Below are 15359 nucleotides of genomic sequence, written 5' to 3'. Positions count from 1 at the left end.
GGGGGGAAGATGACTCACGAGAGCGGCAACAGCCGCTAGCCGGAAACGGCGGCGCACCGCGGCCCCCGCGCTAGTTCTTGATCGTCATCCCCCGTTCGATGAAGCCCGTGCGCCGGATGCTGGCCTCGGCATGCGCCGTGATCTCGACGGTGGGGAAGATCTCCGGCCAGTTCTCCTTCATCTCCCGCCATTCATCCGGATACTTCCGGTGAAAGGCCGCCCCCACGCCGAGCACGTCGGAGCCCAGGGTCTGCGCCCGGGCGGCCGCAGCCAGCATATCATCCTCGATTCCCCGGACCAGCGCCTTTTCCAGGGCGCGCACCGCTTCCGGGCGGGTCAGATCCAGCGGACTTTCGCTCTCAGCGACGAGCGCATCCACCCCCTTCACCTCCAGCGTCGCCAGGAGACGCCCCTCCCGGATGGCGGGAATGATCCGCGCCTTTCCAGGTCCGACCTCCAGGGTGACATAACCGCCCGAAGGGCCGGGAGCGGTGACCTCCCCTCCGCGCACCTTATTCCTCACCCAGAGCAGGCCGCGTGTCTCCCTCTCGTCCAGGTAGCCGGCGAGCCGGTCACCCCGGAAGGCCGCCGCGCCGCTCAGTTCCAGGACCGGGTCGGGTTCGGGCGCCTCGGGCTGCTGCGCCGTGGAGGGGCGGGCCGGGTTGGGCCGCATCCGCACCACGCCGCAGTAAGCCTCCTGCCCCTCGGCGGCCAGCATCCTGAAGAACTCGCTCAGGCTGACCACCGCGAAGCGCGAGGACAGTTCCTCATGCTCAATGATGCGCTCGATACGGCCCGCCGGAGCCGGCTCGTGCGTGCCGGGGATGTCGAACAGCCGGTAGGGATCGCTCGGGGTGATCAGAATGCTGACCAGACGCCGGCGGATCTCCTGGCTACGCTCGAAAAAATCCAGGTGCGGCGCGAGACCCTCGCGCGCCATTCCCTCGCAGAAGACGACCAGCGCGTTCTGCCCCCAGAACAACCGCCGCGGGGAGGCGAGGGACATCCGCCGGATGGCCTCGAAGATCGTTCTCCCGTCAGCCACATAATTGCGGTAGGGTTTCGAGGCGACACTCACGCCGGGAGTGATCGCCGCCATTATGCCGCCGCCGATGGCGCGGGGGTTGGGCACCTGGGCGAGTATGCGGACACCCCCTTCCGGTCCACAGTCGACCACCGTCGCCCGCACGTAGGCCAGGTCCTCGGCCTCCCTCTTGTCCCAGCACCCGGCGGCAAGCCCGCCGGCCAGGAGCAGGACCGCGAGCACAAGGAGTAAACGGGGTGCGGGCCGCGTGCCGTCGGAGGTATCGGCCTTTACGGTTTTTGGGCGGACGGCGTCCGGCGGATGCACATGCCTCATATCCTTGTCGTCCACCTCCCCCCTATGCCTCCGGCCCGGGCTTCAGGCCCGGACCCTGCCGGCGCGGGTCGTCCTTGGACAGTTCGTGCGGCCGGCGGCGCATGGCCCACCACGGAAAACGGACGGCACTGTCCTTCAGGTCGGAGACGTGCAGGGGCGTAAAACCCGCCAGGTAGGGTACGCCCAGTGTGCGCAGCCCGGCCAGGTGAATGATGACGGCCAGCACCCCGATGATGACCCCGTACAACCCGAAGACCCCGCCCAGGATAGTCAACGGGAAACGGATGAAGCGTATCGCGAAGGCCAGGGAAAAGGCCGGCACGGCGAAGGATGCAATCCCCGTGAGGGCCACGATGATGACCGCCAGGGGCGAGGTCAGGCCGGCCTGGATAGCCGCCTGGCCGATGACCAGCGCCCCGACGATGGAGACCGCCTGGCCCACCGGGCGCGGCAGCCGGATGCCGGCCTCCCGCAGGATCTCGAAGGCGTAGTCGATGAGCAGCATCTCGATGACCGCCGGGAAGGGTATCCCCTGGCGCGCGGCAACGACCTGCACGAGCAATCGCTCCGGGATCATCTCCTGGTGGAAGGTGGTGATGGCCACGTAGATCGCGGGCCCCACCAGGGCGATGGCCAGGGAGATGTAGCGGAGAACACGGATGGCTGAGCCGAACCAGTAGTTCTGGTAGTAATCCTCCGCTGACTGCATGAGGGCCATGAACTCGAAGGGCACGACCAGGGCGAAAGGCGTGTTCTCGACCAGGATGGCGATCCGGCCCTCCAGTAGGGCGGCGGCCACCCGGTCGGGGCGCTCGGTGTTCATCGCCTGGGGGAAGGGAGAGAGCGGCTGGTCGGCGATCATTTCCTCGATGTAGGAGCTTTCCAGTACGGCGTCCACATGGTCGCCGATCCGCTCCAGGCGCCGGCGCAGTTCCGCCACGCGTTTCGGGTCGGCGCGCCCCTTGAGGTAGAGCACCGCCACCTGGGTATGGGTTTCCCGACCCAGGAAGTGGTTCTCCACGGCCAGGTTGGGGGTCTTGAGCCGGCGCTGGATCATGGTCAGGTTCTGGGCCAGGGACTCGGTGAAGCCGTCCCGCGGGCCGCGGACCGCGGTCTCGCTCACCGGCTCCTCGATGGACCGGGTGGGGAACCCGGTGACCTCCACGGTCAGAGCCCGGGGCTCCCCGTCCAGGAGAACCACCGCGGCGCTGTCCAGCACGTCACGGACCACCTGGCCGGCCGACCGGCATTCGCGTGTCGGGGCGACAGCGACGGCGGTCGCCCGGACGGCGTCCAGGAGACGGCCACTCCCGGAAGACGGGTAGGATTTACGGTCCATGCCCATCAGGGGCCGCAAGATGCCGACGGTTACCAGTTGCCGGTTGACCAAACCCTCGATGAACAGCAAAGCTGCGCGCCTCTCTCCGGCCACCAGCAGTTCCCGCACGTTGAAGCCGGGGCTGTCTCCGAGAACGCGGCGCAGCATCGCCAGGTTCTCGTCGAGGGACACCGTGAGCGGCACTTTTTCCAGTTCCTTAAGGTCACAGAAGTCCTTCACGCCGCCCGTCGCCTGCGGCGCCCGACGCCCGCCGGCGGCTTGACCCATGCGGCGAAGCATCTCGCTCAGCCGGCGGACGAACCGCCGCCGTTTACCTTCCGACACCCTTCGCACCCCCTCCCGTCTCCGGCTCCGGGGCCGTGCCCCGGACCAGGGCCGCCGCCAGGATGAGGCCGGTGAGCAGGAACTGGACGAAGGTGATGGCCAGGGGAAAAACCTCCGCCGAAAAGGACTTCAGTTCGACGATGCCCGTCCAGGACTGCATGGCCAGGACTGAGATGATGACCGCCACGGGCAAGACCAGGGGACGGTAGTCCTTCAGGTTAAGCCACTGGGCCAGGGCCAGTGTACCCGCGTAAAAGAAAGTGGCCAGCTTGAAGAGCATCCCCGCCACCCAGAAAATCATGAAGACGGGGTCCTGGCGTTCAACGATGGGCAGCGCCGGAACAGTGATGTGCCGCGCCAGCGAAAGGGTCGGAAAGACCTTGGTGGCGGCCTGCTCGATGCCGAACCGTCCGATGGAGGCCACGACGATCATCTCCATAACCAGGAAGAGGACCAGGACCGCCAGGAGGTTGAACCTCACCATGCGGGGCTGTTCAGCCGAACTGATGAAGGGCATCAGCATCAGGACGACCGCCGTCTCCCCGAACCAGGAGCCGGGCGCGACCGCCCCGAGCACCACCGGCCCGGCGCCGTGCTCCAACACCGGCTGAAAAGCGTCCAGCCGGATCTCCTTCGCCCCGAGGGCGACGATGAGGACGATGGACGCCAGGATGCTCCAGAGGACAACGGTGTTCACCCGGCAGAGGACCTCCAGGCCCTGGTAAAGTACATAGACGGCCAGCAGCGTCAGCAGAGCGATGATCACGATCGGCGGCGTCTTGAGGAGGTACGCCGTGTTCATCAGCTCCGAGAACTCGCGCTGCACGAAGTAAGCAACGAAAAGGTAGTAGAAAACGTAGACGAAGGCGACCGCCTTGCCGACCACCGGCCCGAGCACCCGGGGGGCGTACTGGACGACGGTCTCCCGCGGGAAGCGCTGGGCCAGGCGCACCGCCATGTACGTGACCAGTATCCCGAAGACCCCGGCCACGATCAGAGAAAGCCATGCGTCCTGGCGGGCGTACTGGGCGGTGATGGCGGGAACGAAGAGGATCGCCGTCGCCAGGACAATGCTGATCTCGTAATTCATGGCCTGGAAGGCCGAAATCCGCCCTTCTTCGCGTACCATCAAAAGCCTCCTGCCATGTATAGCTATACATGGTACAGTATCCCACCTTCAATCAACTATCATTCGTCGCTGCACCGCCAAAGTAAACGGCACCGGGCCTTTGCGCGGTGCCGTCGATGGCTTCGAACCAAGGGACCTCACGGGGTCAGCAAACGCTCGAAGGCCAGGAAGACCGGGCGGACCACGGCCTCGATGCCCTTCGTGACATTCGGGACCGGGAGCTTCAGCGCCACCCCGAAGCTCCAAACCATCGCCAGCAGGGTAACCCCGCCGAAGGCCCAAAGTTCCCGGTACATCCTCTGCCGCAGGAGCCTGGGCACCTCGACGGTGATGATGACGATGAAGAGCAGGGATAGGAGGAAGATGCTCAACGATAACACCTCACTCGGGGAAATGTATGGCTGTGCCCGGGCCTTGCCGCCGCGCCCGGCCGGTGCCCGCGCTCTATTTCGGGATGAGCCGTGGCCCGCGGCCTGTCTCAGTCTTTGATCGTTACGCCCTTTTCGATCAGACCTGTTCGCCGGACGGCCGCCTCGGCGCGCGCCGTGACCTCCACCGTGGGGAAGATCTCCGCCCAGTCGGCCTTCATCTCCCGCCACTGGCGCGGGAACTTCCGGTGGAAGGCCGCCCCCACCCCGAGAACGTCCGCCCCGAGTTCCTGCGCTCGCACGGCCGCGGCCAGGACCTCCCCCTCGATGGCCTGCGAAAGGGCGCGGTCCAGAGCGCGGACCGTCTCCGGGCGCGACAGGTCCAGGGCGCCCTCGCTCTGGGCGACGTCAGCCTCCACCCCCGTGACCTTCACCGTCGCGGTGAGCCGCCCGTCCTCGATGGCAGGGACGATGCGCCCCTTGCCGCGCACGATCTCCAGTGTCACCCGGCTCCGGCCGTCCGGCGCCGGGACGGTGACCGCCCCTCCCAGCAGCCGGTTTTGCGCCCATAGGAGACCGCGTGTCTCGCGCTCGGTGAGGTAGCCGGCGAAACGATCGCCGCGGAAGGCCGCGGCGCCGCTCAATTGCAGGGTCAGCCCGGGCTCCGGCGCGTTCGGGTCCTGCACCCGCCCCGGGAAGGCGGGATTGCGCCGCGCGCGCACCACCCCGCAGTAGACGTCCTGCCCCTCGGTGGCCAGCATTTCAAGGAAATCCGAAAGGTTGACCACCGCAAAGCGCGAGGACTGCCGCTCCTGTTCGATGATCCGCTCGATGCGCCCCGAGGGGTTGGTTTCATGCGGCGCGGGGATGTCCAGCAGAATGTTCGGTTCGCTGGGCGTTACCAGGACGTGGTTCAGACGCCGGCGGATCTCCATACTCCGTTCGAAAAAGTCCAAGTGCCGGGCGATCCCCTGCCGCGCCAGGTCCTCCGTAAAGATGACCGTCCCGTTCTGCGCCCAGAACAGCCGCCGCGGGGACTGCAGGGCCAGTTGCCGGATGGCGTCGAAGACCGTCGCCCCGTCGGCTTCGAAGTTCCGGTAGGGCTTGGAGGCGATGCTGGCGGCGGGGGTGATCGCCGCCATCCCGCCCCCGCCGATGGCCCGCGGGCTGGGCACCTGGACGAGCAGGCGCACCTTACCGCCCGGGGCGCGGTCCAGCGCCGTCGACCGTACGTAGCCCAGGTCCTCGGCCTCCCTTTTGTCCCAGCACCCCGTCGCAACCACCGTCATCAGGAGCACAACCGCCACCGTCACGAAGAGCCGCGGAAGACCGCCTAAACACGGGCGGACGCGGAGATCCGCCCCTACAGTTTTCTCCCCGAAGACCGGGGGATGTCCACGTCCCATCTTTTTTCCTTCCATCCTTTCCTCGCTACGGCTCGGGCCGGGGTTTCAGCCCCCGCCGCAGGCGTCGCGGGTTGCGCTTCGCCAGCTCGTGCGGCCTGGTGCGCATGGCCCACCAGGGGTAGCGGACGACGCTGTCGTCCAGGTCGGAGACGTGCAGGGGGGTGAAGCCCCCGAGGTAGGGCAGGCCCAACGTCCTCAGCCCGGCCAGGTGGATGATGATGGCCAGGACCCCGGCGATGACTCCGTAGAGACCCAGGATGCCGCCCAGGATGGTCATGGGGAAACGGATCACCCGCACGGAAAAGGCCAGGGAAAACGCCGGCAACGTAAAGGAGGCGATTCCCGTGAGGGCCACGATGATGACCGCCAGGGGCGAGGTCAGGCCGGCCTGGATCGCCGCCTGGCCGATGACCAGCGCCCCGACGATGGAGACCGCCTGGCCCACCGGCCGGGGCAGTCTGATCCCGGCCTCCCGCAGGATCTCGAAAGCGTAGTCGATGAGCAGCATCTCGATCACCGCCGGGAAGGGTATCCCCTGGCGTGCGGCCACGACCTGCACGAGCAATCGCTCCGGGATCATCTCCTGGTGGAAGGTGGTGATGGCCACGTAGACCGCCGGTCCGACCAGGGCGATGGCCAGGGCGACATAGCGCAGGATGCGGACCGCTGTGGCGAACCAGTAGTTCTGGTAGTAGTCCTCCGCAGACTGCATGAGGGCCATGAACTCGAAGGGCACGACCAGGGCGAAAGGCGTGTTCTCGACCAGGATGGCGATCCGGCCCTCCAGCAGGGCGGCAGCCACCCGGTCGGGGCGCTCGGTGTTCATCGCCTGGGGGAAGGGGGAGAGCGGCTGGTCGGCGATCATTTCCTCGATATTGGAGCTTTCCAGCACCCCGTCGATGTCCCGGCCGATCCGTGAAAGCCGGCGGTCAAGCTCCGCCACGTGCTCCGGGTTGGCCAGCCCCTTGAGGTAGAGCACGGACACATGCGTACGGGTTTCACGTCCCAGGAAGTAATTGACGACCGCCAGGTTCGGGGTCTTCAGGCGGCGCTGCACCAGGGTCAGGTTCTGCGCCAGGGACTCGGTGAAACCCTCCCGCGGCCCGCGGACCACGCTCTCGCTGACCGGCTCCTCGACCGAGCGCGTCGGGAAGCCGGTGCTCTCCACAGCCAGGGCGCGGGGCTCCCCGTCCAGGAGGACGACCGCGCACCCTTCCAGCACGTCACGGGCCACGTCCCCGAGCGTTTGTCTTGTGCGCACCGGGGCGGCGGTTAGGGCCGCCATGCGGAGGGTATCCAGGAGACTTCCTTTCCGGGGCCAAGACCCGTCGTACTGCATTAGGGGTTTCAGGACGGTCTTGCTGACCAGGTTGCGGTCGATCAGCCCCTCGATGAAGGTTACGGCCGCCCGCGTCTCCCCGGCGACCAGGAACTCCCGGGTAACGAAGCCGGGGTTGTGCCGGAAGACGCGGTGCAGGACCTCGACGTTTTCGTCCAGGGATGCCGCCAGCGGCACCCCTTCCAGTTCGGGCACACGGACGGCCGGGTTCACGGCGTCCCGGGCCGGGGCGTCGCCGGCAGGGCCCGCAACGGGCAGCGCGCCCTCTCCCGGCCCCGGCGCCTTTTCCCCCGCGGCCTCCCGCTTCGCCCGCGCCCGGACCAGCATCTCGCTCAGGCGGCGGACGATCAGCCGCCGGTCTCTTTCGCCCATACTACGTCTCTTCTCCTTTCCCGGGCTCCCCCGCCGCGCGCCGGGCCACGGCCGCCAGCAGCAGCAGTCCGGTGAGGATGAACTGCACGAAGGTGATAGCGAAGGGAAAGACCTCGGCCGAGAAGGACCTCAGTTCCGTGACGTCGGCCCAGGACTGGATGGCGAGGACGGTCAGGATGACGGCCAGGGGGAGAAGCAGGGGGCGATAGTCCTTAAGGCCCAGCCATTGGGCCAGCCCCAGCGCGCCGGCATAGAAGAAGGTGGCCAGCTTGAAGAGCATCCCCCCTACCCAGAAGATGGTGAAGACGGCGTCCTGGCGCGAGAAGATCGGCAGGGACGGGATGTCGATGTGCCGCACGAGGGAGAGGGTCGGGAAGAGCTTGACCGCCGTCTGGGCGGGGCCGAGGCTTCCCACGGCGGCGACGACGATCAGCTCTAGGACAACGAACAGGATCAGCACCGCGAGCAAGTTGAACTTCACCATCCGGGGCCGGTCGACCCGGCCGATGAAGGGCATCAGCATCAGGATCACCGCCGTCTCCCCGAACCAGGAACCGGGGGCGACCGCGCCGAGGATCACCGGCCCGGGACCGTTTTCAAACACCGGCTGGAAGGGATCCAGCCGGAGTTCCTTGGCGGCCATGGTGACGATCAGCAGGATCGCCGCCAGCACGCTCCACAGGACAACGGTATTCACCCGGCAGAGGACCTCCAGGCCCTGGAAAAGGGCATAGACGGCCAGCAGGGTCAGCACACCGATGACCACGACCATCGGGGTACGGGGCAGGTAGGCGGCGTTCATCAGCTCGGCGAACTCCCGCTGCACGAAATAGGCCACAAAGAAGTAGTAGAAAACGTAAATGAAAGCGACCGTCTTGCCAATAACACGCCCGAGCACCCGCGGCGCGTACTGGACCACCGTCTCTCCGGGAAAGCACAGGGCGAGCCGTACCGCCAGGTAGGTCACCAGCGCGCCGAAGGCCGCGGCCAGGAGAAGGGAAAGCCAGGCGTCCTGCCGGGCAAACTGCGCCGTGATCGCCGGCACGAAGAGGATGGCCGTGGCCAGTACGATGCTGATCTCGTAGTTCATGGCCTGGAAGGCCGAGATCTGTCCCTCTTCCCTTGCCAAGAGCGTTCCTCCTGCCTCTCCGTAGTCCGCCTCTCCCGTGGTACGGCTCTCCCGCCGTCCCACCATCACCCTGTCTTTGCATATTCTTCAACGCGCCGCTCGCGTTTATGACGGTCGTTTGCCACGCCGCAGCGCCGCGGCCAGCCAAAGCACCGCCGTCAGGCCGCCGTTGACCAGCAGAAGGAAGACAGGCACCGTCTCGGTAACGTAACGCACCAGGTAGACCACGTTCGGGAAGCCCTGCACGGCCAGGGCGACCAGCAGGACGCCCAGGGGAAGGACCAGGGGACGGTAATCGGCAAGGCCGAGCCATTGCCCAAGCGCCAGCAGGCCGGCGTAGAAGAAGGCCCCGACCTTGACCAGCATCCCCGCAATCCAGATGAGCATGAAGACCGGGTCCTGGCGCTCGAAGACCGGCAGGGTCTCGAAATGCACCTGCCGGATGAGCATGAAGGTCGGGAAGAGCACGTCTGCGGTCGGGCCGGCTCCGAAGTTACCCAGGGTGGCCACGAGTACCAGCACCAAAACTACCGTCAGGACGGCCGCCGCGAGGAGGACCGCCCGCGCGGCGCGGCGCTGTTCGGTGCAGGTGATGTACGGCAGCAGCATCAGGATCACCGCCGTCTCCGCCAGCCAGCCGCCCGGGGTGAGCGCCGCCCGCAGGACGGGGAGCGGGCCGTTTTCCAGGAGGGGTTGAAAATAGGTCACCTGGATATCCTTGGCGGTGAACAGGAAGACGAGCAGGGCGGCCAGGAGGAGGACGGGCAGGATGAGGTCGTTCACCCGGGCGTAGATCTCCAGGCCGCGGGAGACCATGAAGGCGGCCAGGAGCACCAGCACGCCCATGTGCACGACGGCGGGTGTGCGCGGGAGGTAGGCCGCGCCCAGCAGGACGTGGAACTCGGCCAGGATGACATAGCCCGCCCAGAAGAAGTAGAAGACGAAAAGGAAACCGACGACCTTCCCCGGAATACGCCCCAGGAGCCGCGGGGCGAACCGGATCACCGTCTCCCCGGGGAAACGCAGGGCAAGGCGGGCCGCCAGCCACCCGATCCCGCCGCCCAGCAGGGCGGCGGGGAGAAGGGCGAGCCAGGCGTCGCGCCCGGCCGCGGCGGCCGTGACCGCCGGGACAAAGAGGACCGCCGTGGCCAGAACGGTGCTGATCAGGAGACCGGTCGCCTGCCACGCTGAAATGCGTCCGTCCTCGAGCACTCGACACCCCCTCACAGTCATGCCGTTACGGGGTCATCCCTAGTTTTTCAACATGAGAGGTAGAATTATGAAGGAAAGATGTCTTCTTCTTGCCTTCCGCTAATCCGCCAGGCGGAAATGAGGACTTGCCTTTCTGGTCGCCCGCAGGGCTTCCAGGTACTCGGCCCCGGTGACGCGGCGGGAGAGTTCGGGATAGCGGTGGGCGAAATAGGCGGGATAATACTGGTCCATGATGTTGATGTAGGTCCGCGGGGAGACTTCGTTCGCCAGGAACTCCATTACCGTTTCCGTGCCGGCCAGCCCGTTCGGCAGCACCAGGTGCCGCACGAGGAGGCCCCTTACGGCGATACCGTGCTCGTCGACGACCAGGTCGCCGACCTGCCGGTGCATCTCTTTCACGGCCTTTTTGGCCACGGTAAAGTAATCCTTTACCCCTGTGTAACGCCGGGCCGTCTCATCGTCGCCGAACTTGATATCGGGCATATAGATGGCTATCACGCCGTCCAGGACCTTCAGGGTATCCAGATGGTCGTAGCCTCCGGTGTTGTAGACGATGGGCAGGTCCAACCCCTTACCGGCGGCCAGAGAGAGGGCTTCGAGAATCTGCGGGACGTAGTGTGTCGGGGAAACGAGGTTAATGTTATGGCAGCCCTGGCGCTGCAGGTCAAGCATGATTTCCGCCAGCTCTTCGGGGGTGACCGGGTCGCCCTCGCCCAGGGCGCTGATCTCCCAGTTCTGGCAGAAGACGCAGCGCAGGTTGCAGCGGCTGAAGAATATCGTCCCGGAGCCCCCGGTGCCCACGAGTACGCTTTCTTCGCCGAAGTGTGGGCCGTAGCCGCTGATGACCGCCAGATCCCCGGCACCGCAGACCCCCTTTTCTCCGCCGAGGCGGTCAATGCGGCATTCGTGTCCGCAAAGGCAGCATTCGGAGAGAAGGGACCCGGCCTCTTCCGCCCTTGCCGCCAGTTCATCCGGAGTCAGATGCATAACCGTTCACCTCAACCGGGAGCGCAGGGCGCCTACCAGATAGAGCGACCCGGCGACGACCACCGTGCCGTCCGGCCCGGCCAGTCCCCGGGCCCGATCCAGGGCGGTGCGGGGCTCTTCCTCGACCTCCACCCGGACGACGCCGGTTTGCCTGAGGATGGATGCCAGTTCACGCCAGCCCTCGGCCCGCGGCCCCGGCGGACGGGTGACGACCACGGCGACGGCCAGGGGGGCCAGGAGGCGGACCATCGTCGCCCTTTCCTTGTCATCCAGAATGCCCAGCACGAAGACGAAGCAACCGACCGGGTTATGGAGCCGCAAGGTCTCGGCCAAGGCGGCCGCACCGGCGGCATTGTGGGCTCCGTCCAGGATGACGGCCGGGCGACCGGGGAAGACCTCGAAGCGGCCGGGCCAGCGGGTCTCGGCCAGGCCGGTGCGCACGGCATCGGGGGTGATCCGGTCCCAGCCGCGTTCGGCCAGCACCTCGGCTGCGGCCACGGCGCAGGCGGCATTGGCCTGCTGGTGAGGGCCCCGGAGGGGGATGTACAGGTCCCGGTACGTCTGCAGGCGCCCGTAAAGCGTAACGGTCTGGCCCGGGCGGACACGGAGGCCCGCCCCTTCGGTTTGGACGGCACCCCCTGCTTCCCACGTCACGTCCCGTCCCACGAGGATCAGGGGGGCACGGCGCGCCTCGCAGGCGGCGGCCACGACCTCCAGTGCCTCTCCGGCGGCGGCGGTCACCAGGGGTACCCCGTCCTTGATGATCCCGGCCTTCTCGGCGGCGATCTCCCGCACCGTCCGGCCCAGGTAGGCAACGTGGTCGATGCTGACGTTGGTGATGACGGTGACCTCCGGCAGGATGACATTGGTGGCGTCAAGCCGCCCGCCGAGCCCCACCTCCAGGATGGCCAGGTCCAGGGCGTACGCCGCGAAAAGGCTCAGCGCCGCCGCGGTGTGCGCCTCGAACTCGGTGGGCGCGGCGCATTCCGCTGCCAGGGCCTCCAGGTGCGGCAACAGCCCTTCCAGCAGGGCGGCCAGTTCCTCCGGCGCCACAGGCCGGCCGTCGATCCGGTATCGTTCGGTGTAGGACTGCAGGTGCGGGGAAATGAAGGCTCCGACCCGGTAGCCGGCCGTCCGCAGGATGTTCTCCAGCATGGCCGTCACCGAGCCCTTGCCATTCGTGCCGCCGACGTGGACAAAACGCCTTCCTTGGTGGGGATCTCCGAGGCGCGCCAGCAGGCGTCGCACACGCCCCAGCCCGAGGGCGAAGTGGGTCCCGGTGAGAGCCTGGACCTGTGCAATCATGGCGTCAAGGCCTCTTTCCGCGCAGGGACGCGGCTGCGCCGTGGCGCGTGCTTCGGAAAGATACGGGCGGACACCGAGGTCCGCCCCTTCAGGTTTTCTCCGAATGTCTTGCCGCTTATCGCACAAAGGTCGATCTACGCCCCTTCGAGCATTGCCAGGCGGGCTGCGACGGCCTCCTTCTTCGCCGCCCACTCGGCCCGCTTGCCGCGTTCTTTCTCCACCACGTCCGCCGGGGCCTTGGACAGAAAGCCTTGGTTACCCAGCTTAGCCTCCACCCGGGCCAGTTCCTTTTCGGCCGTCGCCAGTTCCTTGCGCAGGCGGGCGATTTCCTGGGGGATGTCAATCAGCCCCGCCAGGGGCAGGTAAATCTCCACGCCCCGCGCTACGGCCTGGGCCGCCTGGGCGGGTTTTTGCTCCAGGCGGGCCGTCACGCGCGCCTCGCCGCCGGCCAGTTCACCGATATACCGGGCCTGGGCGGCAAGGGCTTCGAGGATCGGCCCATCCGGGGCGACGAGGATGATCTCCGCCTTCTTCCCCGGCGGCACGTTCATCTCGGCGCGCAGGCTGCGGACCGCCCGCACGGCTTCGATCATCAGCCCCGCCCGCTCCTCGCTTTCCGGGTCAACCCATTCCCGGGGCGGCGCCGGCCAGGGGGAGCGCATGATGGTCTCGCCTTTATGAGGCAGGTGCTGCCAGATCTCTTCCGTGATGAAGGGCAAGAAGGGGTGCAGGAGTTCCAGCGTCCCGCGCAGGACGGTCGACAGCACCCACCGCGCCGTCGCCTGTTCCGCGGGCGTGCCGCGGTAGAGGCGCGGCTTCGCCAGCTCGATGTACCAGTCGCAAAACTCGTCCCAGGTAAAATCGTAAAGCTCCCGGGCCGCCTCGCCCAGCTCGTAGGCATCCAGGTCGTCCGTGACCGCCTGTGCCGTCCGGGCGAACCGGCTCATAATCCAGCGGTCGGCCGGCTCCAGGCTGTCAGGGGCGGGGGCCTGGGGGTGCGTGCTCCCGCCGTCCAGGTTCATGATGACGAAGCGGGCGGCGTTCCAGAGCTTGTTGGCGAAGTTCCGCGCTCCCTCCAGCTTCTCGAAGTGGAAGCGCAGGTCGTTGCCCGGAGTGTTCCCGGTCACCAGCATGAAGCGCAGGGAGTCGGCGCCGTACTTCTCGATGACCTCGATCGGATCCACGCCGTTGCCCAGAGACTTGGACATCTTCCGCCCCAGGGCGTCGAGGATCAGGCCGTGGATGAAGACCTCCCGGAAGGGAACATCCTCCATAAACTTGAGGCCCATAAAGATCATGCGCGCGACCCAGAAGAAGATGATGTCCCGGCCGGTAACGAGGACCGAGGTCGGATAGAAATGCTTCAACTCGGCGGTCTCCCCGGGCCAGCCCAGGGTTGAAAAAGGCCAGAGGGCCGAGGAGAACCAGGTGTCCAGGACATCGGGGTCCTGCTCCAGGTTGCCGCCGCCGCACCGGGTGCAGGCGGAGGGGTCCTCCTTGGCGGCGATGACCTCGCCGCAGTCCTTGCAGTACCAGACGGGGATGCGATGACCCCACCAGAGCTGGCGGGAGATGCACCAGTCGCGGATGTTCTCCAGCCAATTCAGGTATATCTTTGTGAAGCGCTCGGGGACAAAGCGCAGGCGTCCTTCCTTCACCACCTGGATGGCCGGCTCGGCCAGGGGCTTCATCCGCACGAACCACTGCTTGGAGAGCATGGGCTCGATGACCGACCGGCAGCGGTAGCAGTGGCCGACCGCATGCTCGAGGTCCTCGACCTTGACGAGGAGACCCCGCCCTTCCAGGTCGGCCAGGACCCTCTTACGGCACTCCAGGCGGTCCATTCCCTCGTAAGGCCCCGCCGCTTCCGTCATCCGTCCTTCCAGGCCGATGACCTGGATCTCGGGCAGCTTGTGGCGCCGCCCGATCTCGAAGTCGTTCGGGTCGTGCGCCGGGGTAATCTTCACCGCCCCGGTACCGAACTCCGGGTCCACGTAGTCGTCGGCGATTACCGGGAGCAGCCGGTTAAGGAGGGGCAGGACGACCTGCTTGCCCAACAGGTGCCGGAAACGCTTGTCCTTCGGGTGCACGGCCACGGCGGTGTCCCCGAGCATAGTCTCGGGGCGCGTCGTGGCCACGGTGATGAAGTCCTTGCCGTCCGGGGTCGGGTAGCGTATGAAGTAGAGGTGCGCCGGCACATCCAGGTGTTCGACCTCGATATCGGAGATGGTGGTCGCGCAGCGCGGGCACCAGTTGATAATGTAGTAATCCTGATAGATCAGGCCCTCTTCGTAGAGGCGGATGAAGACCTCGCGCACAGCCTGCGAACAGCCCTCGTCCATCGTGAAGCGCTCGCGCTCCCAGTCACATGAGGCCCCCAGCCGCCGGAGTTGGGTGGTGATACGATTCCCGTACTGCTCCTTCCAAGCCCAGACCCGCTCAAGGAACGCCTCCCGCCCCAGGTCGTACTTGGAGCGGCCCTCGGCCGCCAACCGGCCTTCGACCTTGGCCTGGGTGGCAATGCCGGCGTGGTCGGTGCCCGGCACCCAGAGGGTGTTGTAACCCTGCATCCGCCGCCAGCGGATCAGGACATCCTGGAGGGTGTTGTCCATCGCATGCCCCATATGAAGCTGCCCCGTCACGTTGGGAGGAGGCATGACGATGCTGAAGGGGGTACGGCCGGGGTCTACCTCGGCGTGGAAATATCCACCCTTCTCCCATCGCGCGTACCACTTCTCCTCCACATCTCCGGGGTTATAAACCGGCGGCATGCCCGTTGCACCCAATTTTTACCCTCCCCTGTTTCGTTAGAAATCATCTTAATAGAAGGCCTCTTCCTCTGTCAATCAAACCGCCGGGCCCGCCGTTGCAGGAACCGTTCTCACCAGCATAATTCCCCGCCGGGGCTCGTATCTATGAAGCAGATTTTTTTCGAGCGGGGGTTGAAGTATGCCTCGCCGCTTTGCTTATGTACTGTTGCTCCTCATTCCGGCCGTTATCGGCCTGGCCGTATTCGGATACCGGCATTGGGGCGGACGGGAGCCTTTAACAGGCACCGGGCTCCAGGTCTGGGAGCCGGCGCGGGACCT

The 15359-nt window shown here is 66.5% G+C and carries 11 protein-coding genes; all 11 read right to left on the bottom strand.

Going from position 1 to position 15359, the window contains the following annotated elements:
• Positions 1-70: 70 nt before the first annotated feature.
• Positions 71-1360: a Ger(x)C family spore germination protein gene (locus QMC81_03060; protein MDI6906458.1), complete on the bottom strand. Its 1290-nt coding sequence runs from the start codon at positions 1358-1360 to the stop codon at positions 71-73.
• A gap of 22 nt (positions 1361-1382) precedes the next feature.
• A complete protein-coding gene (locus QMC81_03055; protein ID MDI6906457.1) occupies positions 1383-3023 on the bottom strand; it encodes a spore germination protein in 1641 nt (546 codons plus the stop codon).
• The gene (locus tag QMC81_03050) at positions 3010-4152 is read right to left on the bottom strand and encodes an endospore germination permease (protein MDI6906456.1); all 1143 of its coding nucleotides are present in this window, start codon (positions 4150-4152) and stop codon (positions 3010-3012) included. The genes QMC81_03055 and QMC81_03050 overlap by 14 nt, the downstream gene beginning before the upstream one ends.
• Before the next feature lie 137 nt (positions 4153-4289).
• Entirely contained in the window at positions 4290-4523 is a 234-nt protein-coding gene (locus QMC81_03045; protein MDI6906455.1) for a hypothetical protein, read from the bottom strand.
• Positions 4524-4630: 107 nt separating this feature from the next.
• Positions 4631-5926 (bottom strand): Ger(x)C family spore germination protein, encoded by a 1296-nt coding sequence (locus tag QMC81_03040; GenBank protein MDI6906454.1) that lies wholly within the window; start codon positions 5924-5926, stop codon positions 4631-4633.
• Between the two features lie 25 nt (positions 5927-5951).
• On the bottom strand, positions 5952-7637 hold the full coding sequence (locus QMC81_03035; protein ID MDI6906453.1) for a spore germination protein: 1686 nt from the start codon (positions 7635-7637) through the stop codon (positions 5952-5954).
• Position 7638: 1 nt separating this feature from the next.
• On the bottom strand, positions 7639-8766 hold the full coding sequence (locus QMC81_03030) for an endospore germination permease (GenBank protein ID MDI6906452.1): 1128 nt from the start codon (positions 8764-8766) through the stop codon (positions 7639-7641).
• Between the two features lie 105 nt (positions 8767-8871).
• Positions 8872-9978, bottom strand: coding sequence for an endospore germination permease (locus QMC81_03025; GenBank protein ID MDI6906451.1), 1107 nt, complete (start codon positions 9976-9978; stop codon positions 8872-8874).
• 99 nt (positions 9979-10077) lie between these two features.
• Complete coding sequence (locus QMC81_03020; protein MDI6906450.1) at positions 10078-10965, bottom strand: radical SAM protein; 888 nt, start codon at positions 10963-10965, stop codon at positions 10078-10080.
• Between the two features lie 6 nt (positions 10966-10971).
• A complete protein-coding gene (locus QMC81_03015; GenBank protein ID MDI6906449.1) occupies positions 10972-12270 on the bottom strand; it encodes a folylpolyglutamate synthase/dihydrofolate synthase family protein in 1299 nt (432 codons plus the stop codon).
• A gap of 134 nt (positions 12271-12404) precedes the next feature.
• Positions 12405-15041, bottom strand: a complete 2637-nt coding sequence (locus QMC81_03010; protein ID MDI6906448.1) for a valine--tRNA ligase — start codon at positions 15039-15041, stop codon at positions 12405-12407.
• Positions 15042-15359: the final 318 nt, after the last annotated feature.

This window comes from Thermoanaerobacterales bacterium, from assembly GCA_030019475.1.
Taxonomy (GTDB): Bacteria; Bacillota; Desulfotomaculia; order Desulfotomaculales; family JASEER01; genus JASEER01.
The sequence above is the reverse complement of the archived record's forward strand: the minus strand, read 5'-3'. Positions and strand labels throughout refer to the sequence as shown.